General features: G+C 61.1%; 21 protein-coding genes. 13 read left to right on the top strand and 8 right to left on the bottom strand.

Translation table 11 applies throughout. The features are described 5' to 3' along the window. Positions 1 to 15: 15 nt before the first annotated feature. Together DYI22_RS03245 and DYI22_RS03240 are read right to left on the bottom strand one after the other, a co-directional pair. Positions 16 to 1,155, bottom strand: coding sequence for an AI-2E family transporter (locus DYI22_RS03245; RefSeq protein WP_213476605.1), 1,140 nt, complete (start codon positions 1,153 to 1,155; stop codon positions 16 to 18). Between the two features lie 130 nt (positions 1,156 to 1,285). Then, positions 1,286 to 1,960 (bottom strand): spermidine synthase, encoded by a 675-nt coding sequence (locus DYI22_RS03240; protein ID WP_213476604.1) that lies wholly within the window; start codon positions 1,958 to 1,960, stop codon positions 1,286 to 1,288. Between the two features lie 134 nt (positions 1,961 to 2,094). Here DYI22_RS03240 and DYI22_RS03235 point away from each other — a divergent pair, with 134 nt between their 5' ends. From DYI22_RS03235 to DYI22_RS03225, 3 genes are all read left to right on the top strand, one after another. Further along, positions 2,095 to 3,114: a 2-dehydropantoate 2-reductase gene (locus tag DYI22_RS03235; RefSeq protein ID WP_213476603.1), complete on the top strand. Its 1,020-nt coding sequence runs from the start codon at positions 2,095 to 2,097 to the stop codon at positions 3,112 to 3,114. A gap of 3 nt (positions 3,115 to 3,117) precedes the next feature. Further along, entirely contained in the window at positions 3,118 to 3,960 is an 843-nt protein-coding gene (locus tag DYI22_RS03230; protein ID WP_213476602.1) for a zinc-dependent peptidase, read from the top strand. A 78-nt stretch (positions 3,961 to 4,038) separates the two neighbouring features. Beyond that, on the top strand, positions 4,039 to 4,596 hold the full coding sequence (locus tag DYI22_RS03225) for a DUF2845 domain-containing protein (protein ID WP_213476601.1): 558 nt from the start codon (positions 4,039 to 4,041) through the stop codon (positions 4,594 to 4,596). 2 nt (positions 4,597 to 4,598) lie between these two features. Here the strand turns inward: DYI22_RS03225 and DYI22_RS03220 are convergent, their stop codons facing one another. Next, positions 4,599 to 5,267: a DNA-3-methyladenine glycosylase I gene (locus DYI22_RS03220; protein WP_213476600.1), complete on the bottom strand. Its 669-nt coding sequence runs from the start codon at positions 5,265 to 5,267 to the stop codon at positions 4,599 to 4,601. A gap of 83 nt (positions 5,268 to 5,350) precedes the next feature. On the opposite strand from DYI22_RS03220, the gene DYI22_RS03215 reads away from it, so the two are divergent. Further along, the gene (locus tag DYI22_RS03215) at positions 5,351 to 5,527 is read left to right on the top strand and encodes a DUF2897 family protein (protein WP_213476599.1); all 177 of its coding nucleotides are present in this window, start codon (positions 5,351 to 5,353) and stop codon (positions 5,525 to 5,527) included. Between the two features lie 5 nt (positions 5,528 to 5,532). On the opposite strand, the gene DYI22_RS03210 is transcribed toward DYI22_RS03215, so the two are convergent. Next, positions 5,533 to 6,060: a copper chaperone PCu(A)C gene (locus DYI22_RS03210; RefSeq protein WP_213476598.1), complete on the bottom strand. Its 528-nt coding sequence runs from the start codon at positions 6,058 to 6,060 to the stop codon at positions 5,533 to 5,535. 135 nt (positions 6,061 to 6,195) lie between these two features. On the opposite strand from DYI22_RS03210, the gene DYI22_RS03205 reads away from it, so the two are divergent. After that, on the top strand, positions 6,196 to 6,915 hold the full coding sequence (locus DYI22_RS03205; RefSeq protein WP_213476597.1) for a tellurite resistance TerB family protein: 720 nt from the start codon (positions 6,196 to 6,198) through the stop codon (positions 6,913 to 6,915). Positions 6,916 to 6,927: 12 nt separating this feature from the next. Here the strand turns inward: DYI22_RS03205 and DYI22_RS03200 are convergent, their stop codons facing one another. Together DYI22_RS03200 and DYI22_RS03195 are read right to left on the bottom strand one after the other, a co-directional pair. Next, entirely contained in the window at positions 6,928 to 7,266 is a 339-nt protein-coding gene (locus DYI22_RS03200; protein WP_213476596.1) for a zinc ribbon domain-containing protein YjdM, read from the bottom strand. 73 nt (positions 7,267 to 7,339) lie between these two features. Then, positions 7,340 to 7,876: a histidine phosphatase family protein gene (locus DYI22_RS03195; protein ID WP_228300793.1), complete on the bottom strand. Its 537-nt coding sequence runs from the start codon at positions 7,874 to 7,876 to the stop codon at positions 7,340 to 7,342. A 121-nt stretch (positions 7,877 to 7,997) separates the two neighbouring features. On the opposite strand from DYI22_RS03195, the gene DYI22_RS03190 reads away from it, so the two are divergent. The 7 genes from DYI22_RS03190 to DYI22_RS03160 all read left to right on the top strand — a co-directional run bounded on the left by DYI22_RS03190 (position 7,998) and on the right by DYI22_RS03160 (position 15,512). Further along, entirely contained in the window at positions 7,998 to 8,477 is a 480-nt protein-coding gene (locus DYI22_RS03190; RefSeq protein ID WP_213476595.1) for a phosphatidylglycerophosphatase A, read from the top strand. 47 nt (positions 8,478 to 8,524) lie between these two features. After that, positions 8,525 to 8,977, top strand: coding sequence for a YaiI/YqxD family protein (locus DYI22_RS03185; protein WP_213476594.1), 453 nt, complete (start codon positions 8,525 to 8,527; stop codon positions 8,975 to 8,977). Positions 8,978 to 9,093: 116 nt separating this feature from the next. Further along, entirely contained in the window at positions 9,094 to 10,884 is a 1,791-nt protein-coding gene (locus DYI22_RS03180) for an ABC transporter ATP-binding protein (RefSeq protein ID WP_213476593.1), read from the top strand. Between the two features lie 104 nt (positions 10,885 to 10,988). Further along, positions 10,989 to 11,762, top strand: coding sequence for an ABC transporter ATP-binding protein (locus DYI22_RS03175; RefSeq protein ID WP_213476592.1), 774 nt, complete (start codon positions 10,989 to 10,991; stop codon positions 11,760 to 11,762). After that, entirely contained in the window at positions 11,752 to 12,684 is a 933-nt protein-coding gene (locus DYI22_RS03170) for an iron-siderophore ABC transporter substrate-binding protein (protein WP_213476591.1), read from the top strand. The genes DYI22_RS03175 and DYI22_RS03170 overlap by 11 nt, the downstream gene beginning before the upstream one ends. Then, positions 12,674 to 14,704: a Fe(3+)-hydroxamate ABC transporter permease FhuB gene (gene fhuB, locus DYI22_RS03165; protein ID WP_213476590.1), complete on the top strand. Its 2,031-nt coding sequence runs from the start codon at positions 12,674 to 12,676 to the stop codon at positions 14,702 to 14,704. Before DYI22_RS03170 ends, fhuB begins: the two co-directional genes overlap by 11 nt. Then, entirely contained in the window at positions 14,691 to 15,512 is an 822-nt protein-coding gene (locus DYI22_RS03160; RefSeq protein ID WP_213476589.1) for a (2Fe-2S)-binding protein, read from the top strand. The genes fhuB and DYI22_RS03160 overlap by 14 nt, the downstream gene beginning before the upstream one ends. A gap of 125 nt (positions 15,513 to 15,637) precedes the next feature. Here the strand turns inward: DYI22_RS03160 and DYI22_RS03155 are convergent, their stop codons facing one another. Next, positions 15,638 to 17,815 carry a TonB-dependent siderophore receptor gene (locus tag DYI22_RS03155; protein WP_213476588.1) on the bottom strand — a complete coding sequence of 726 codons (2,178 nt, stop codon included), beginning with the start codon at positions 17,813 to 17,815 and terminating at the stop codon, positions 15,638 to 15,640. Between the two features lie 215 nt (positions 17,816 to 18,030). Here DYI22_RS03155 and DYI22_RS03150 point away from each other — a divergent pair, with 215 nt between their 5' ends. Continuing rightward, positions 18,031 to 19,155 carry a PQQ-dependent sugar dehydrogenase gene (locus DYI22_RS03150; protein WP_213476587.1) on the top strand — a complete coding sequence of 375 codons (1,125 nt, stop codon included), beginning with the start codon at positions 18,031 to 18,033 and terminating at the stop codon, positions 19,153 to 19,155. 29 nt (positions 19,156 to 19,184) lie between these two features. Here DYI22_RS03150 and DYI22_RS03145 read toward each other — a convergent pair whose 3' ends face one another. Continuing rightward, positions 19,185 to 19,598, bottom strand: coding sequence for a GFA family protein (locus DYI22_RS03145; protein WP_213476586.1), 414 nt, complete (start codon positions 19,596 to 19,598; stop codon positions 19,185 to 19,187). Positions 19,599 to 19,671 lie beyond the last annotated feature (73 nt).

The following is a 19,671-nucleotide window of genomic DNA, read 5'->3' as shown; positions in this document are numbered from 1 at the left end:
TGCCTTTTTTCGTTTTTACTTGCCCAGAAGCTCCCCCACCGGCCTCAGGTCGCCAACGTGATCACACAGCGATTTGATGATCATCAAAATCGGCGTGGCGATAATCAGACCAACCGGTCCCCAGATCCAGCCCCAGAACAGCAGCCCGATGAAAATGGAGACCGTGTTCAGACTGGACACATGGCTGGTCATCCACGGGGTCATCAGATAGCCCTGAATACTGGTAATGACCAGCGAAATCAGTGCAACAATGAGTGCCATGTCCACCGTTCCAAATTGCAGAAAGGCCGCAAGGCCAACGCCGATAAAGACCAGGAAGGGACCCAGGTAGGGAATGCCGCTGGCCACTCCCGCCGCAACCCCCCACAAACCGGCCTCCTCTACCCCCAGGGCGAGGAACGCCAGCCAGGTCACCAGACCGACGAACAAGGCACCGACCAGCATGACAAACAGAAACTGGCGAACCTGGTAGTGGAAATCATTCATCAGCCTTGCCGCATTGCGCATCCGCTGAAACGAGGGGCCGGAAAGTCGTATGACCTTGCGACGGTAGAGCTTGCCAATGGCGAGCAGAAAGTACACCAGGAACAGCACCGAAAACAGTTGCGAGACCAGCAGCAGTAAGGCCGAGGCCCCCTGCATCAAATAATCCCTCAGGCTGAACGAATCCTCCACGACGCGCACCGGGGTTACGCCAGGCCTGGATTCATCCTCATCTTCTTCGCTTTTGGTGGTTGACTCGATTTCCTTGACCGCCTTTTCCGCCTTTTCAAGCATGTCCTCTTCATCGGCGACCGGAGAGCGGGAACGGATCTGTTCGATTTTTTGCGCCGCCAACGGAATCTTGTCGAGCATTGCCATGGCTTCGCGCTGCAACGGAATGCTGGCGGCAGCCATCATCGCCAGAAGCGAGAGCAGCACCAGCCCGGCACCGATTGCGCGGGGAATGTGCAGCTTTTCAAGCGCCGACACCAGAGGATCAAGCGCGTACGACACCAGCACCGCCACGACCAATGGCAATAAAATAGCGGCGGCCCAGTCGATAAAATAGATGGTGGCCACAGTGGCCAGCACGACCAACGCAGCGTCCCTGACATTGACGTGACCTTGCCAGACCTTTTTCCGTGATGGCGCTTCGCTATCCTGGTTTTCCATGGAGTTGTCCCTTTGCCCTGGGTACACGATCAAGAACTCTGAGCTTTAGCCTTTTCTGTACCTCTTCCATAAATAGTAGTCGGAACTCTCGGCTTTCGTCTCGGCTGGCTGACACCGAGGGCGTTCCTGCTCACCACGCCAGCCAGATCACATGGCGTGCGCCCTTGCCGGGACGATGCGCCCGTACCGTGACCGGATCCACTGACAACCCCGCCCGCTTGAGCCGCTCGGTGAACGACGGATCCTGACCGGCGGACCAGTACGCCAGAATGCCATCCGGCCTGAGTGCGGCCTGTGCCGCTTCCACGCCCGCAGTGGTGTAGAGCCAGTCATTCTCCTTGCGGGTCAGCCCCTCGGGGCCATTATCAATGTCCAGGAGAATGGCATCGTAGGTGTTGGCGGAGTCTCTGATCAGCTGCACTACATCCCCCAGATGCACCCGCGCCCGTGGATCCAGCAAGGGATAGCCGGCGGCAGCCCCCAGCGGCCCGCGATTCCAGCTTTCCACCTCCGGAACCAGCTCGGCAACCGTCACCTCGGCGGTGTCCCCCAGTGCCTGAAGCGCCGCGGCGAGCGTAAACCCCATACCCAGGCCACCAATCAGCACCCTCGGTGCAGGATGATCCGCAATGCGCTCGCAGGCCAGTGTGGCCAGCGCATCCTCGGAACCGTGGAGGCGACTATTCATCAGCTCACCGGTGGTGCCGGCAATCTTGATGGCGAACTCATCATTGCGCTGAAGCAACCGCAGCTGCGTGCCTTTGCCCGGAATGGTCGCCGTACCCAGCAGTTCAAAACGGGCCATAGGAGTTGTCATCCTGTTCGTCAAAAAAGGGTCGGAAGTATGGCATCCCCGAGGCAGCCGGGCCAGAATGGCCTTGCACTGCTGCCAACGGCGACATACAGAATAACAAATGACACCGGAATAAGGCCCAACCTGTGACCACAGATCCATTACGAATCGTTATATTTGGAGCCGGCAGCGTCGGCTGTTACCTCGGTGGCCGGCTGCTGTCTGCCGGCGCGGATGTGGTGATGGTCGGCCGGCCGAGACTGCAGGCGGTACTCCAGCACACTCCGTTAGTGGTGACCGATTACCTGGGGTTTCGCGCAGGCTGCCAACTTGCTGAGCATCGCTACGTCACCTCGGCGGACGTCGCCGCTGGCGCCGACCTGATCCTCGTTACCGTCAAATCTGCCGCCACCCGCGAGGCGGGAGAACAGCTGGCTCCCTGGGTGGCCAAAGGCACGCCGGTGGTGAGCCTGCAAAATGGCATTTCCAATGCGGCACAGCTTCAGTCAGCGATGCCCGGCGCCACTGTGCTCGCCGGCATGGTGCCGTTCAATGTGCTGCAACAGCAGCCCGGACATTTTCACCAGGGCACCGAGGGCCACCTGATGGCCCAACGGCACCCGGCCCTTGAAGCCGCCCTGCCCTGGTTCGAAAAAGCCGGCATCCCCCTGGAGCCACGGGACGATATCGAATCGGTCATGTGGTCCAAGCTGCTACTGAATCTGAACAACCCCATTAACGCCCTTTCCTGCGTACCGTTGCTGGAAGAGCTGTCACAACGCGATTACCGCCGCTGCCTGGCGATGGCCCAACGCGAAACCCTGCGACTGCTGAAAACGGCCGGCATCCCGACGGTGAAACTGACCGGCTTGCCGATGGCCCTGATTCCGCCGTTGATGGCCTCGCCGGACTGGTTGTTCTCGCGGCTCGCCCGGAAGATGCTCACCATAGACCCGGTCGCCCGTTCCTCGATGTGGGAAGACCTGCAGGCCGGACGGCCCACGGAAATCGACTGGATCAACGGAGAAGTGATGAAACTGGCTGAAAAGCTGGGGCAGCAAGCACCGGTCAACCGGAAACTGGTGGAGCTTGTCCACCACTGTGAGCAAGAGCCGCGCAGCTGGAGTGCCAGAGAGTTGTTCGACACGCTCCGGCAAGCGGTTTGAGCCATGTCGTCCGCCGTCATTTACGCTGTTTTTGCCCTGGCCCTCATCGCACTGGCGGTCTTCCGGCTGTTCTTTTACCGCCAGTGGCGCCGTGACCGCGAGCTGAATAAAGCCTTCCCGGATGCCTGGCGCTCTCTGCTTTCCCGGCAGGTTCCCCTCTATTCCAGATTGCCCGAGCGAGGGCGGAAACAGCTGGAACAACGGGTCCAGCTGTTTCTCTCCGAGAAGCCCTTTTATGGCTGTGACGGGTTTGAGGTGGACGACACCGTTCGGGTGACCATCGCCGGCCATGCGTGCCTGCTGGTTCTCGCCCGCCCCTACTCCGACTTTGACGATGTGCGCAGCATCCTGGTGTACCCGAGCAGCTACCGGGTGGAACAGGAGGAAGACGACGGTACGGTGGTCAGCGTGAATCATGAGATCCGTGCCGGTGAGGCTTCAGGCCACGGCCAGGTCGTACTTGCATGGTCCGAATGTGAGTCCGGGGCAGTCAACCCGCAGGGTGAGCACAACGTTATCCTCCACGAGTTTGCCCATCAGCTGGATTACCTGGACGGCAGCGCCGATGGCGCGCCACCCCTGAGCGGTGATCAGGCCCGGCATTGGCAACGCACCATGAGCGAAGCCTATCAGCAACTGCAGGAAACACTGCAACACCACCAGCCGGCCTGGCTCGATCCCTACGGTGCCAGCGCACCGGCCGAGTTCTTTGCCGTGCTCACCGAAGCCTACTTTCAGCAGCCGCAGCATCTGCAGGAGGCGCAACCCGAGGTCTACCGGGCACTGTTCGCCTTTTACCAATTTGATCCGCTGCAGCCCGATACCCACCCGGGCCGGGCACGGTAAAAATCGTGTAAACGGAAGCCGTCGATCGCCTCCGGGAGTAAAGTATCAGTATCGGGAAACAAACATTGGCCCAACCCTATGATCAGATACCGGCTTTTCATAGTACTGCTGACCCTCGGCGTTGCTGCCCAGAGCACACAGGGAGCCCTGCGCTGCGGGTCCTCGCTGGTGAGCGAGGGCGACTGGCCGATTGAGGTAGAAGAGCGTTGCGGCACGCCGGACTATGTCGCGGAATACCCAACCGCGACCATTCCGGGGCTGGGCGTGGTACAAACCGAAGAGCACTGGTACTACAACCGCGGCCCCCATCGGTTCATTCAGCGACTGGTATTTCGCAACGGAAAGTTGGCGGGCGTTGAAAGTCTGGGCTACGGTTTCCACCCGCCACAAGACGGCCAGTGCAACCCGCGGACGCTCAGGCAGACCACCAACGAGTACGAACTGATTGCCCGCTGCGGCAGCCCGGTGTCGAAAAATGTGGAATGGCGCTTCCCGCCGCAGCGCCAGTATTCCAACCATTGGCAAACCGCGCAGCCGGTGCTTGTGCAGGAGTGGCTTTACGATTTCTCCAGTAACCAGTTCCGACAGGTGGTAACCCTCCGAAACGGCAAGGTTACCCGTGTGGAATCGCGGTGACGTCAGTCCCCAACGGTATAAGACAGTATGCGGGACAGGTGGCTGTAGGGCAGCCCGGTTTCCTGGTGCCAGCGGGTAAAGGCCTGTTGCGCCTGGAGCAGCGCTTTCTTGCTGCCGGGCGAGGCATCCAGCAACTCCTCCCGCCGCAACGCGGCAACCACATCCCCGGAGAGAATAAATCCGTCCCAGCCCACCCGACGCAGGAAATACTGCGCGGAATTGCCACCCAGACGGGCGCCGTTGCGCTTGAGCCAGAGCAGCAGGCCCACCTGATCCTCTGAGGGCCAGCTCGCCAGAAAGGTGCCAAAGCCGCCGTGCTCCCGGGCTGTATCGACTATCATCCTGGCATTCTCCGGCACGGTGCGGATCTTCTGCATGTTGCGAACAATCCGCTCGTCCCGCGCCAGTTCCTCAAGCACTTCCGGCGGCACCTGCTGCCAGTAGAGCGGCACAAAACCCTTGAACGCCGCTTCGAAATCCGGCCATTTCCGCTCAATCACCCGCCACACGAACCCCGCCTTGAAGATGCAGCGGGTTAGCTCGGACAGATAACGATCGTCCCCCAGTGATGCCAGTTCACCGGGTTCAGCTACCCGGGGCAGCATGGCTCGCAGGGTCGCCTCACCGCCCTTTCGGGCACTGGCCTGATCATAAATACGGGAGAAGGACATAACGTGATTTACCGGAATCTGGTTGTGATGTCTTACGGTCGTGGTCCAATATGAAAGAAACCCGATGGATCAGGGAGACACACATGCCGTTAATCGGATGGGTATTCATTTTACTGGCCATCGGCCTGGTGCTCGGCAGCCTGTTCATGCTGCGAGACAGTGCCGGCAAGTTCCGCATCTCTGACGAGAAGATGAAGAAAATCCAGGAACGCAAAGCGGAGCTGGAAGCCGAGGAAAGCGCCGAAGACAAGGAGCGTTGAGCTGGTCAGTGATGACCATGCTTCTGCATCTTCGTGTCCGAGTGCTCCGTCGGGGAGGCGCCATCAAGGGATTCAACCTGTAACTCCACTTTTATTGATTTCGCGCCATCGAAGCGCAATGTCAACGGAATGCGTTCCCCCTCTTTCAGCGGCTCTTCGAGCTTCTCCAGCATAAGATGATAGCCATGGGGCTTGAGCTCCACGGTGTTGCCAGCCGGAATCAGCAACCCATTCTTCAAGGGACGCATGCTCATCACGCCGTTGTTCATGGTGCTCTGGTGGATCGACACCTGGGCCGCTCTCGGCGTCTCGGCGCTGGTCAGGGTGATGTCACTGTCTCCGCTGTTGCTGATCGTCAGATAGCCCACGCCCATGGGTGAGCCCGGCGGCGTGGGTCGGCTCCAGGGGTGATCGATCGTAACGCTGCCCCCGGCATGGTCGTGGGCGATGGCTGGGGCAATGTTCAGGGCGCTGCAGGCCATCAACAGGCTTGCGGCAAGGGTTCTGGCCAGTGTCATGGGTTCTCGCTTCATTCGGCATCTGGTTGGTTATGATGATGGTCCCGGGCCGGAAACACAACGCCTGGTCCCGGCTAACAGCGGCTTAATGAAACTCACGGATCGAGACGTCTAGAATGGGTTGGTCACCTCTTTTAAAGGAGCACCACCATGAACGTGATGAACGTACTGAATCAGATCATGCAACAGGCCTCTGGCAGCGGCCAGCAGGGCTCGGGTTCAACCGGCGGGATGGATCTTAACAAGATGGTCCAGGGCGTCAGCTCCCAACTCGGCGGAGGCCAGAGCGGCGGCAGTGGTGTGGATGTGAAAAGCCTGCTTGGCGGTGGCGCGCTGGGGATGATGCTGGGATCCAAACGCGGCCGCAAGATGGGCGGCAAAGCGCTCAAATACGGTGCGCTCGCCGGTGTGGGCGTGCTGGCATGGAAAGCCTATCAGAATTATCAGAGCGGTACCGGTGAGCAACCTGCGAACGCAGGCCAGGGTCAACCGATTGAACAGCTGCAGGGACAGGCCCAGGAACGGCGCGGACTGGAGATCCTGCAAGCCATGATCATGGCAGCCCGTGCGGATGGCCATGTTGATGCCCAGGAACGGGCTGTCTTGACGCAGGAAATCGAGAAGCTGGGTCCGGATGACGAACTGCACGCGTGGATACAACAGCAATTTGATGCCCCGCTGGACGCCTCTGTATTGGCGCAAAGCGCGGATTCACCCCAGGCTAGCCGTGAAATTTATCTGGTCAGCGCCATCATGATTGACGACCAGAATCCGATGGAGCGAGCGTGGCTCGACCAATTGGCAAACGCTCTGAAACTGGAGCCAGCAATGACCCGACAGCTTGATCAGCAGGTTCAGGGCGCCGCTTGATAACGGCGCCCATCACACCTTTTTTACAAACTCCGACTTCAGCTTCATGGCACCAATACCATCGATCTTACAGTCGATGTCGTGATCGCCGTCCACCAGACGGATGTTCTTCACCTTGGTGCCCACCTTGACCACCGCACTGGAGCCCTTGATCTTCAGGTCCTTGATGACGGAGACGGTGTCACCGTCCTGCAGCTCATTCCCATTGGCGTCGCGGATGACTTTCCCGGCGTCCGCAGCGGCCGCCTCAGCCTCGCTCCATTCGTGACCACATTCCGGGCACACCAGTTGAGCGCCGTCTTCATAGGCGTATCCGGACTGGCACTGGGGGCAAGGTGGGAGCTGAGACATGGCGACGTTCCTGTGATGGTGCTGAAGATTGCCGCATTTTAGCAGAGTTACGCCACCTCGCGCGCCAGCCCGGTCAGCTCCCCGGCGTCACCCGCGCCAGCACCGTGGGATTATCGGACAACGGCAGCGCAATGATGACGCCCTCATTTGACGCCGGATACACGCCGGTCAGCGCGGTGATATTGACCTGATGGGACACCAGAATGACCGGCGCTCCGGCATCCAGTTCGTTCACCAGCGAGATGGTCGTTCTGGTGGCCATACCGCCTTCGCTGCGGTTGCGGAAGAACGAATTCAGCGCCGGCCACGGCGTCACCGGTCCCACGTCCATGCCCTTCGCCGTCTCCATACACCGGCACCACTGGCTGCTGTAGACCCGGGCCCGGGTAATGCCGTGACCTGCCAGATAGGACCGCCACGCCCGGGCCTGCTCACGGCCCTGCTCGTTCAGATTGCGCTGGGTGCTGCAGTCGCCCAGCGTGAAATTCGCCGGATCCCCGGTGCCCGGCGCCAGGGCATGGCGAAGCATCAGCACCGCGCTGCCGTCCCGAAGGGCACTCCATGCCCTTGCGTCGTCATCGGCGTAAGCGGTCATGGCCGGTAGCAACATCAACAGCCAGATCGCACAGACCCGGATAATATCGTAAAGTTGTGCTTTGCGATCGCTCATGGAATCGGCCCTCAGCACCAGAGATTTATCGCCCTTTTATCCTATACGGATGCAGGAGCCTATGGAGCACTACATCACAGCATTTGCCACCGGTTTCGGTCTTGGCAATGCAACCTGGTTACCGGGTACGGCGGGTGCGCTACCAGGAATCGCCCTTGCCTGGCTGGTGGTGCAGCAAAGGCGAGGGATTCAGTGCATTCTGGTGCTGGCCCTGATCATCGTTGCCGTGCCCATCTGCGACATCGCCTCCGACACACTGGGGGGCAAGGACGACAGCCGCATCGTGGCAGATGAGTTCCTGGTGTTTCCGGCCGCAGTGGTCGCCCAAGGCATTGCGAAGCACCCGGCGATCCTGATCGGTGCGTTTGCCGCGAGCCGGGTGCTGGATGGATTGAAACCGCCCCCCGCAGCCCAGCTGGAGGGAGTCGCCGGTGGCGTTGGAATCGTGCTCGATGATCTGGTGGCGAATCTTTACCTGTGGCTGATTCTCGCGGCCATTGCGGCTTTCATGCGCTACCGGCGACAGCGCCAGGATGGCTGACGACCTGGCGCTACGATACACCCTTTTATTTGCGAGGATCTGACATCATGCCGATCTGGGTCGACGCCGACGCCTGCCCCGTGCCCATCCGGGAGATACTCTGCCGTGCCGCCACTCGCTGGCAGATACCGACCACGTTCATTGCCAATCACGTTATCAAGCTGCCGCCGAGTCCCTTCATCAAGGCGCGGCAGGTCATGCAGGGTTTCGACGTGGCCGACAACGAAATCATGGACCAGCTCAGCGAAGGGGATCTGGTGATTACCCAGGACATTCCCCTGGCCGCCGAAGCCATCGACAAGGGTGCGGATGTGTTCAACCCCCGCGGGCAGGCCTTCACCCGGGAGAACATCCGCCAGCGCCTGGCAATGCGCAACTTCATGGAAGAAATGCGCAACGCTGGCCAGGTGACCGGGGGGCCGGCGCCATTCTCCCAGACCGACCGCAAGGAATTTGCAGACAAACTGGATCGCTGGCTGCAACGCCATACACGCAAGTGATAATGATTCTGTTTTAAATTGTCGACGAATCCGCTACCCTTGCCGGCTTTATGGTCGCAGGTCACTGTTTGTCCCTGCCCGCCGTACCTGCATGTTTTTAGGGAGTAACGCGGAGTATGTCCTCACACAGCCACAACACCACCAGCAGCTTTGCCGCCCTTGCCCGCTTGCTGAGGTACGCCCGGGGCTATCGCCGGCAGATCATTGCAGCCGCCACCTGCTCCGTCATCAACAAGCTGTTTGACATAGCGCCGGAGATTCTCATCGGCGTGGCCATTGATGTGGTGGTCAACAAAGAAGAAAGCTTTGTGGCCGGCCTGGGATTTGAGACCGCCCAGGAGCAGATCACGATCCTGGCCGTTCTTACCTTTTTCATCTGGGCTGGCGAATCCCTGTTTGAGTACCTTTTCCAGATTCTCTGGCGCAATCTGGCCCAGCGACTGCAATCGGATTTGCGGCAGGACGCTTACGAACACGCCCAGCGTCTGGACATGAGCTTTTTCGAAGCTCGCAGTTCGGGCCAGTTGGTGGCCACGATGAACGATGATGTGAACCAGCTCGAACGTTTCCTCGACGGCGGTGCCAACGCCATGATCCAGGTTCTGGTTACCGTCGTTGCCGTCGGCGCTGTCTTCTTCGTGCTTTCCCCGTTAATTGCGTTGCTGGCGTTCACGCCGATCCCCCTGATTATCTGGGGTGCCTTCTATTTCCAGCGCAAGGCCGGACCGCTGTACGCGGATGTGCGAGAGAAAGTGGGCGACCTGTCCAGCCGTCTTGCCAACAACCTTGGCGGCATTGCCACCATCAAGAGCTTTACCGCCGAAACCCGCGAGGCCCAGCGCCTGAAAGAAAGCAGCGAAGCCTATGTGGAAGCGAATCGCCGGGCCATTCGCATCAGTTCTGCGTTCATTCCCATCATCCGCATGGCCATCCTGGCCGGCTTTCTCGCCACCTTCACGGTGGGCGGAATGATGGCGCTGAACGGCACCCTGAACGTGGGTGCCTATGGCGTACTGGTGTTCCTGACCCAGCGCCTGCTGTGGCCACTGACCGGTCTGGCGGAAGTCATCGACCTGTTTGAGCGCGCCATGGCCAGCACCCGGCGCATCCTCGACCTGCTGTCGGAGCCGGTGTACGTCCGCGATCAGGCCGGTACGGCATTGCAGGAACCGGTGAAAGGCGAGGTGGCGCTGACCAACGTCAGTTTCCACTACCCCACCAGTGGCGCCGGCATCGACAACATCAACCTGCATGTGCCAGCTGGCAATACGCTGGCCCTGGTAGGCGCGACCGGCTCCGGTAAATCAACGCTGATCAAGCTGCTGCTGCGGTTTTACGATCCCAGCCACGGCGACATTCGCATTGATGGTCAGCCCATTCAGGGCATCAGCCTCAAATCCCTGCGCAACGCCATCGGCCTGGTCAGTCAGGACGTGTACCTGTTTGAGGGCAGCATCCGCGAGAATCTGGCCTACGGAAAGCCGGACGCCTCCGACGCCGACATTATTGAGGCGGCAAAAACCGCCGAGGCCTGGTCCTTCATCGAGGCGCTGCCCGAGGGGCTGGATACCGCCGTGGGCGAGCGCGGCATCCGCCTCTCCGGCGGCCAGCGTCAGCGCTTGTCTCTGGCCCGGGCACTGCTGAAGAATCCGCCCATTCTGGTTCTTGATGAGGCCACCAGTGCGGTGGACAACGAAACCGAAGCGGCGATTCAGCGCTCACTCAAACGCATCGGTCATAACCGCACGGTGATCATGATTGCCCATCGCCTGTCCACGATCGTGGATGCCGATACCATTGCGGTGGTCGAAGGCGGCAAGGTGGTGGAAAGCGGCACTCACCACCAGCTGCTCGAGCAGAACGGCGCCTACGCCGCGCAATGGCGCGTGCAGACCGGTCAGGTATGAATCCTGACCGGCTTCACCTTAAATTCCATTGATAGTAATTCGCATTTAGATTATTCTGCAGGCCCTCAGCAACCATTTCCTCAGTCGCAAGAGAGCCTGCCTGCATGTCTGCGTTCTTCAAAGTATCCGGCCTGGGTGTGCGTATCGGTGACGCCGCCATCCTTCGCAACATCCATCTTGAGTTTCGCGAAGGCGAGGTCACGGCTCTGCTCGGGCACAACGGCTCCGGCAAGTCCACATTGCTGAAAATTCTGGCGCGGCAGATGTCGCCGTCCTGTGGTGACGTCAGTGTTCTGGGAACCTCGTTCCATCACACCGGCGCACGGGAATTCGCCCGCACCGTGGGATACCTGCCCCAGCACCCTCCCGGAACCGACGGCCTTACCGTGCAGGAACTGGTGGCGCTTGGCCGCTATCCATGGCGTGGTCCGCTGGGGCGCTACAACGATGAGGACCACCGCCTGATCGACCAGGCGATCACCGATACCGGCCTCGATCGTTTTCGCCACCGGTCTGTGGACACGCTGTCCGGCGGCGAACGCCAACGGGCCTGGATCGCGATGTTGCTGGCGCAGCAGACCCGCTGCCTGCTGCTGGATGAACCTATCTCTGCCCTCGACGTGAAGCATCAGGTGGAAACCCTGCGCCTGGTCCACCGGCTCGCCGAACAGCGAGAGCTGACCGTGGTCGTGGTACTGCACGACGTTGACCTCGCCGCCCGCTTCTGCGATCGACTGGTGGCGCTGAAAACCGGCGAGTTGGTGGCCGACGGCCGCCCCCGCGAAATCATGGACGCGGCCATGCTCGAATCGATTTACGGTGTTTCAATGGGCGTTATGGAGCGGGCGCCCGGACAGTGGGTTTCCTATGTTCACTGACCGCCCGCCAACCCGACTGATCGTTGCCCTGCTGCTGAACCTGCTGCCCATCCTCGCCAGTGCCGCCACCTGGCAGCATGAATATGGCCACATCACCCTTGAGCAAGCGCCAAAACGAGTCGTTGCGCTGAACTGGGCCGCTACCGAAGCCCTGCTGCTGCTCGGCGTGACTCCGGTCGGGGTGGCCGATCGGGATGGCTACTCGGTCTGGGTCACCCAACCGGCGCTGCCAGAGGGCGTACACAACGTCGGCACCCGGGTAGCGCCGAGCCTCGAGGCCATCGCCGAGCTGAAACCGGACCTGATTGTCACCAGTTCCGAAATGGCACCGGCCGCCGACCTGCTGGAACGGATCGCCCCCACCTATGTGATCAGCGTGTACCGGGAAGGCAGCAAGCCTCTGGAAAAATCCACCGAGATGCTGATGACCCTCGGCGAGATGCTGGAACGCGAAGAGCAAGCACAAGCGGTTATTGCTGACATCAAACAGACCCTCGACACTCAGCGCCAGCGACTGGAAGCCGCCGGGCTCACCGACCGCCCCGTCGCGCTGGTTAACTTTCTCGACGACCGCCACGTGCGAATCTACGCCCCCAACGGCCTTTATCAGACCGTACTGGATGGCCTCGGGCTCGATAACGCCTGGCCCAGGGCCGGTAACTTCTGGGGCTTTTCGGTGGTCGGACTGGAGGCCATCGCTCCCTATGAGGACAGCCGCGTGGTGGTGATCTCCCCTCTGCTGCCCGGACTGGCAGACAACCTGGCAAACAGTCCGTTCTGGACCTATTTGCCACCGGTACAGAAAGAACGAATTTACCGGGTAGACACCACCTGGCCCTTTGGCGGCCTGTTCCAGATCAAAAGGTTGGCCATGCAACTGACCGACAGCCTGCTGGCAGGAGGGTCTGACAATGTACGCTGACTCAACTTCCCTGCCCTCGGCCCGTCCAACGATCCCCGTTTCGCTTCCCATCGCCGCGAGCATCCTCTGGCTGGGGGCACTGATCGCCAGCGCCACCCCCTGGCTGAACCAGCTGGACCCGGTAGCCTTGCTGCAGGCGTTCTGGACCTTCGATGCGAGCCAGTATGCCTCAGTCATGGCCCATTTCAGCTGGGCACCGCGGGTGTCCATTGCCGTGTTGATCGGCTGCGGGCTGGGGCTGGCGGGTGCCGTTACCCAGCAGATACTGGGGAATCCCCTGGCGTCACCCACCACACTCGGCGTCGAGGCCGGCGGGCAGTTCGGCGTCACCGTGGCAACGCTGTTTGCGCCCGGCCTGCTGGCGTTCAGCCCGGATCTGGCCGCCATTGGCGGGGGCTTGCTGGCGATTGGACTGGTTATCGCCCTGACCTGGCGCCTGGGCTTCTCACCGGTAACCGTGGTGCTGGCCGGTTTGGTGATCACCTTTTTCCTCGGCGCCATGAACATGGCGTTTCTGCTGCTGAAGGGCGAATGGCTCGGCAACCTGTTCATCTGGGGCGCCGGCTCCCTGGTGCAGAACAACTGGGGTCCGTTCATGGATCTCTGGCCGCGGGTTCTGGTCCCCGCCCTCCTCATGCTCGTGCTGATGCGGCCGCTGCAGTTGCTGCAGCTGGGGCAGGCGTCCGCCAGTTCCCTCGGCGCCCGCGTGGGGCTTGTTCGCATGCTGGCATTGGTGCTGGTTGTGCTGATGAGCACTACAGTGGTCAGCCGGGTCGGCGTGGTTGCCTTTATCGGGCTGGCCGCACCGGTGCTTGCCCGGCTTCTCGGCGCACGTACCCTCGGCAGCCGATTGCTGTGGAGCACGCTGATGGGCGGTGGCCTGCTGCTACTGGCCGACACCCTGGCCCACTGGGCATCCACCTGGGGCGATGGCTCCCTGGTTCCTACTGGGACCACCACCGCGCTGATCGGTGGGCCGGTCATCCTGCTGGCCCTGCAGGGTTTCCGAAACACCCACCACATGCCGGGACAGGAATCCAGCCCGGCCAGCTTCCTGCCGCGGCGGCGCTCCCCCACTCTGATCGGCGGCATCATTGTGACCTTGCTGCTGATCACAACCGTGATCTCAATGAGCTGGTCGCCCGGGCTGGATGGCTGGCACTGGACTGCCGTCAGCCAGTGGCACGAAGCCTGGGTCTGGCGCGGCCCCAGAATGCTGGCGGCCATGCTGGCGGGCGTTGCTTTGGGGCTCGCCGGAACACTGATTCAGCGGATGACCGGCAACCCTATGGGCAGCCCCGAGATGCTCGGCATCAGCGGTGGTGCCGCCCTGCTGATGGTGCTGATCGTGCTATCTGGACTCGAAGTCGGCCGCCTTGGCCAGTTGGGCGCCGCCACCCTCGGCGCAGCCGCCTCCCTCGGCCTGCTGATTCTGCTGGCCCGCAAACACCGGTTTGCCGGCAATCAGCTCCTGCTTGGCGGCCTGGCCCTTTACGTGTTCATGGAAGCAGGCCTGCGCCTGGTCATGGCATCAGGCGGCACCGTGGCGTCTCAGTTGCTGAACTGGATGTACGGCTCCACCTGGCTGGTGTCAGAGAGTGAAGCCCTTGGCCTGCTTGCATTCATTACGGTGATCTGTGGCTTGCTGTGTTTGGCGGTCCGCCCGCTGACACTGCTACCTCTCGGCGACACCTCGGCATCGTCATTGGGGTTGCCGGTCGCCAGGGCACGCCTGTTACTGTTACTGGTGGCCGCGGTGCTGACGGCATCGGCCACGGTGGTCATCGGGCCACTGAGTTTTGTCGGCCTGATAGCGCCCCATCTGGCGCGGGTGCTGGGCCAGCAAACCGTTGGCCGGCAGTTGATCGTGGCCGCGCTGGCAGGTGGGCTTTTGCTCAGCGTCGCCGATTACCTCTCCCGCATCGTGGTATTCCCGGGCCAGCTGCCCGCCGGCTTGCTGGCGGCCCTGGTGGGCGGCATCTATTTCCTCTGGGGGCTGAGCCGCCATGGCCGGGCCTGACTCAGGTTCGCATCACGGGCTCTGGGCCGAACGGTTCGACCGCTTGCTGCAGGCATCCGGCCTGGAGCGGGCGGCGGTTTTTGCGCAGGCACTGCAACCTCAGGCCTTCGACCGGCGGGGGCTGTTCTCACTGGCCCAGTGCCTCGAGCAGCCATCGTTACTGATTGACCAGATGGGCATCGACTACCCGCACCTATTCGGCGCTCGGGCGCTGCGGGCACAGATTTCCGTCCTGCAGCAGGACCTGGCGCTGAACGTGATCGGCCCCCTATCCCTGCGCCTGTTCCGCGACGGCCGGGCGCCATTGCCGGAGCCCCAGCGAATCTTTCTGGCACCCGCCGGAGAACCGATGGAGGGCGCATCGCGCTGGTTTCAGGCGCCTGGCGTCGCCGACGTGGACGAAGCCACGTTTGTTGAGACGGTCGCGAAACGGACTTTGGAATGGTACTTGCCGTTCCGGCAGATACTGGGTGTGAGCCCCGGCGCCTACTGGAGCAGTATCGGACTGGGTCTGGGGGCACCGTTTTCGGCGGTGTGGAATCTTGCAGAGCCCGACGCACTGTGCAGCCTGGCCCAGCGTTGGCTGGAGGAGTTTCGTAACGATGCCAACCAGTTCATCGACTGGATCCCGGCGGAGTTCGGCGGGCAGACCACGGCCATTCCGCAGCGCAAAGGCTGCTGCCTGAAGTATCTGCTACCGGATGGTGGGTATTGCGGAACCTGCGGAGTGTATCGCAAGGAAAGAATGGCGGCGCTCAGGCGCCAACAGCAGCTCCAACCGCCAGGCCAATGGCAACCAGGCCAATAACGACACCAGCGCCTGCAGCCAGTTTTAATCCTTCAATCATTTCCTGTTCGGGCGTCATTCCTTTTCCTCCCTTTGCTTCGTCAAACCTGTTGAGGGCAACGCGCTGGCGTTGCCCTCAACACCGGTTAGTACACCCAGGAGACGGTCAGGCTGGCGTTCGCCGGCTCACCGTAGAATCCCTGGGCTGAGGTGCCAAACTTCTTGAGGCTCTCGATGTACTTTTCATCGGTCACGTTGTTCACGTTCAGGGTGGCGTTCCAGTCACGGGCAAAGTCGTAACTGGCCATCAGGTCCAGCACCGCATAACTGTCCTGCTCGGTGACGATGGTTGCGCCAGCGTTCGGTCCTGCCGTGGCAACGCCCTGTTCCTGAGAAATGGACGACTGCCAGCGTACCTTGCTGCCGAGTTTCAGACCCTCAATGCCCGGCACTTTCCAGGTGCCCCGCAGTTGCGCCAGATGCTCGGGGACAAAGGATTTCGCCGAGTTGCCGTCGCTGTCTTCGATGTCGACGTAGGTATAGCCGGCGAACAACTGGATGCGGTCGGTGACATCACCCACGAACTCCAGTTCAACACCCTGACTCTCCACACCATCAACACCGCGATAGAAGGCATCCTGAGTGCCCGGGAAGGTACCGACGGCCTCCGCCACGTTCTGCTGCTCGGTCTGGAACAACGCGACGGTGGTGTTGACCCGGTCCTGCAGGAATTCACTCTTGAGGCCCAGCTCATAGTTCACGCCGTCGATAGGATCCAGACGGTCACGGTTAACGTCCAGTTCGGTTTGCGGCGTGAAAATTTCGGTGTAGCTGGCGTAAACCGAATGGTCGTCGTTGAGATCGTAAATCAGGCCGGCGTACGGTGTGTCCACTGCATCGTAGCTGGTTTCCTTGGTCAGCCCGTAGCTCTCGCCTTTGCTGTCGAGCCAGGTCAGGCGTAAACCGGTGATCGCCGTCAGGCTGTCGGTCAGACTCCAGCGGCCCGCGGCGTAGGTGGCGGTTTCCCGGTCGGTCCAGTCCGAGCCGGCGACGCCGTTGTCGAACGCAGGCCGTGGATAATTACCATCCCATTCATTCAACGGGGGCAGCGGATTACCAATGCCCTGACCATACCGCGACTCATCAACGGTTTCGGAGCGTGACCAGCTGGCGCCGAGCACCAGCTCGTGGGTGCGGTTGCCCAGATTAAACGGACCCGTTGCGTAGGTATCGACCACCCACTGCTCTACGTTGAGATCGTACTGGCTGGGGTAGGCAAGCAGCCCTTCTTCGGTCTCGGCATCCGGGGTACCGTACTGATAGAACAGTTCGGATTCGCTGTCATTCTCGAGGCGGAACACCGTGCCTTTAGCGCGCCAGCCGCCGGCCAGTTCCTGCTGCAATTCCACGAAGCTGTTGTGCTGGGTGTTGTCCCAGTAGGACCAGTCCGACGCGGTGCTGGTGGAGCGGGCATAATCCGTGGCGGTACCGTCCGTATAGAACAGCGGCAACGCGCCCCACAGCGGGCTGTCGGTATCGGAGGTCTGGGTGGAATGGCCCAGTGTCAGCAGCGTGGTGTCGGTCAGATCCGCTTCCAGCACACCGTAGAACATCTGCTTTTCGTTGCTGTACCGATCCAGGTAGGAATCCTTGTCTTCATAGCCTGCCACCACCCGGCCGCGGACAGCCCCGGATTCAGAGACCGACCCGGACAGGTCGCCGACAATGCGCTTCTTGTCCCAGGAACCACCCGTCACCGCCACCGAGGCATTGGTGTCGGCCGTTGGCCGCTTGCGGATAAAATTCACGGTTGCCGACGGGTTACCGGTACCGGACATCAGACCATTGGCGCCACGCACCACTTCCACCCGGTCGAAAAAGGCGGTGTCCAACTCACCCTGTACATTGTCGTATACCGCGGGCAGACCCACGCCGTCGTACTGGAAGTTATTGATATCGAACCCGCGGGAGGTGTAATACGTCCGGTCCGTCTCGACCGACTCAACCGTGACACCGGTGGTGCCCTCCAGCACATCGTTAATATCGTTCTGCGCGAAATCGTCCATTTGCTGTCGCGTCACCACGGTAACCGCCTGGGGCGTTTCACGATGGCCAAGTTCCATCTTCATGGACGTGGTGGTGGCTCCGCTGGTGTAGCTGCCGGTGGACTCGGACGACGCCTGGCTGCGTTCGGCGGTCACGCTGATCGCTTCCAGCGCAGTGGGCTCACTATCCTGAGCCGCGACAACGGCTGGCAGGGTTGCACAGACGATGGCGGAAAACAGCGCTTTACGGCGGAACGCAGGCTGGGGGATTCGGGACATCTTATTCTCCGTTACAGGGTTTATTACAGTCATGAAATTAAGAGACTATATCTTAATGCGAATCATTCTAATTTAAAACATCAAAACGCTGCCCTGGCGGACTTTTTTCGTCCTGCACATTTCGGATTCGGGTCTGAACCTCTGCGCAGTGCAGACCACCTGCTATGCTCATAGACTGACTGGCACCGAATGCGCCGACACAGACGGAGGTTCCGATGCGCACCTGCACCTACCTGACTCTCATAGGCAGTCTGTCACTGACTCCGATGGCTGGCATGGCAAGCGAGACCTTCTCATCCGCTGCGGCAGATTTTCGGCTGGAAACCGTGGCCGAGGGACTCGGACGCCCCTGGTCACTGGCGTTTCTGCCCGACGGATCTCAACTGGTGACCGAGCGCAATGGACGACTCAGACGCATCCGCGACGGGAAGCTTCAGGAGGCTCCGGTGGAGGGGTTGCCGGAGCTGGAAGTGACCGGCCAGGGGGGATTGCTCGGTGTTATCCTGCATCCCGATTTCGAGCAGAACCGCACGCTGTTTCTCAGCTACTCCCACAAAATCAGCCGCGAAGGGTTAACCACCCGCGTCGCGCGGGCCCGGCTCGACGGCGACCGGCTCTCGGACGTGAAGGTGATCTTCGAGGCCTCGCCGCGAGGAGAGCCCAACCGGCACTTTGCCGGCCGTATGGTGTTTGACGCCGAGGGCAACCTTTACGTGGCCGTGGGGGATCGTGGGGAGATGGACCGGGCCCAGGACACCGGTGACGACGCCGGGGGCGTTCATCGCATCACCGCCGACGGAGCCCCTGCGCCGGGCAATCCGTTCCTCAGCGACTCCGCGGCTAACGATACCTTTTTCACCTACGGCAACCGCAATATCCAGGGCATGACGGTTCACCCGGACACCGGCGAGATCTGGAGCCACGAACACGGCCCCAGGGGCGGCGATGAGATCAACATCCTCCGGGCCGGCAACAATTACGGCTGGCCCAAAGTCACCTACGGAATCGATTACTCGGGGGCCACTATTTCCGACAAAACCACCATGGAAGGGATTACCAATCCCCTGCACTACTGGGACCCGTCCATCGCGCCGTCCGGTATGGCGTTCTACACCGGTGACGAATTCCCGCAGTGGAAAGGCAATCTGTTCGTAGGCGCCCTGAAAATGCAGAAACTGGTGCGCCTGCGCATGGATGGCGAGAAAGTGACGGAGGAAGAAGACCTGCTCGAGGATCTGGGTGAGCGTATCCGCGATGTGCGCATGGGGCCGGATGGCGCACTCTGGCTGCTGACCGATTCACACGACGGCAAGGTGTACCGGATCAGGCCCGCGGAATAAATTGCCCGGGAACGGGCAGGGCCCGCTGCTCAGTGCGGGTCGTTGGTTCTTTCGGTTTTTTCGAACTGCGGAATATGGTCAGTGATCTCGAACCAGTCGGACTTGGAGCCTACGAAGACGTGCTGCGCCGGACCCTTGCCCAGGGGTTCATTGATCACGCCGACCCGCAGCCGGAGAATACCGGCAATGGCATCTACACGGCTGTACAGCTGACTGCCGCAGCGGTTGCAGAACGCGCGGTATTTACCGGGGCGTGACTCGTATTCCTGCACCCGGTCTTCGCCGCTCAAGAATCGGAAGCGAATTTTCTGGACCGGCGCACTGGCGGAAAAGGCGCTGCCGTGAGCGCGACGACACTGGCTGCAATGGCACAGTGCCAAAGGCCCGAGAGGGCCATCGTATTCGAAGGTGATATCGCCGCAAAGGCACTGGCCGGTCAGCATGATCTGCCTCTCTGTTACGCACTGCCGCGGTGCGTGCTGATCTGGTTACGGGGCCGTCATGATACCTGTGGGC

The sequence above is a fragment of the Marinobacter lipolyticus genome (assembly GCF_018424605.1).
In the GTDB taxonomy this organism is placed as follows: domain Bacteria; phylum Pseudomonadota; class Gammaproteobacteria; order Pseudomonadales; family Oleiphilaceae; genus Marinobacter; species Marinobacter lipolyticus_B.
The sequence above is the reverse complement of the archived record's forward strand: the minus strand, read 5'-3'. Positions and strand labels throughout refer to the sequence as shown.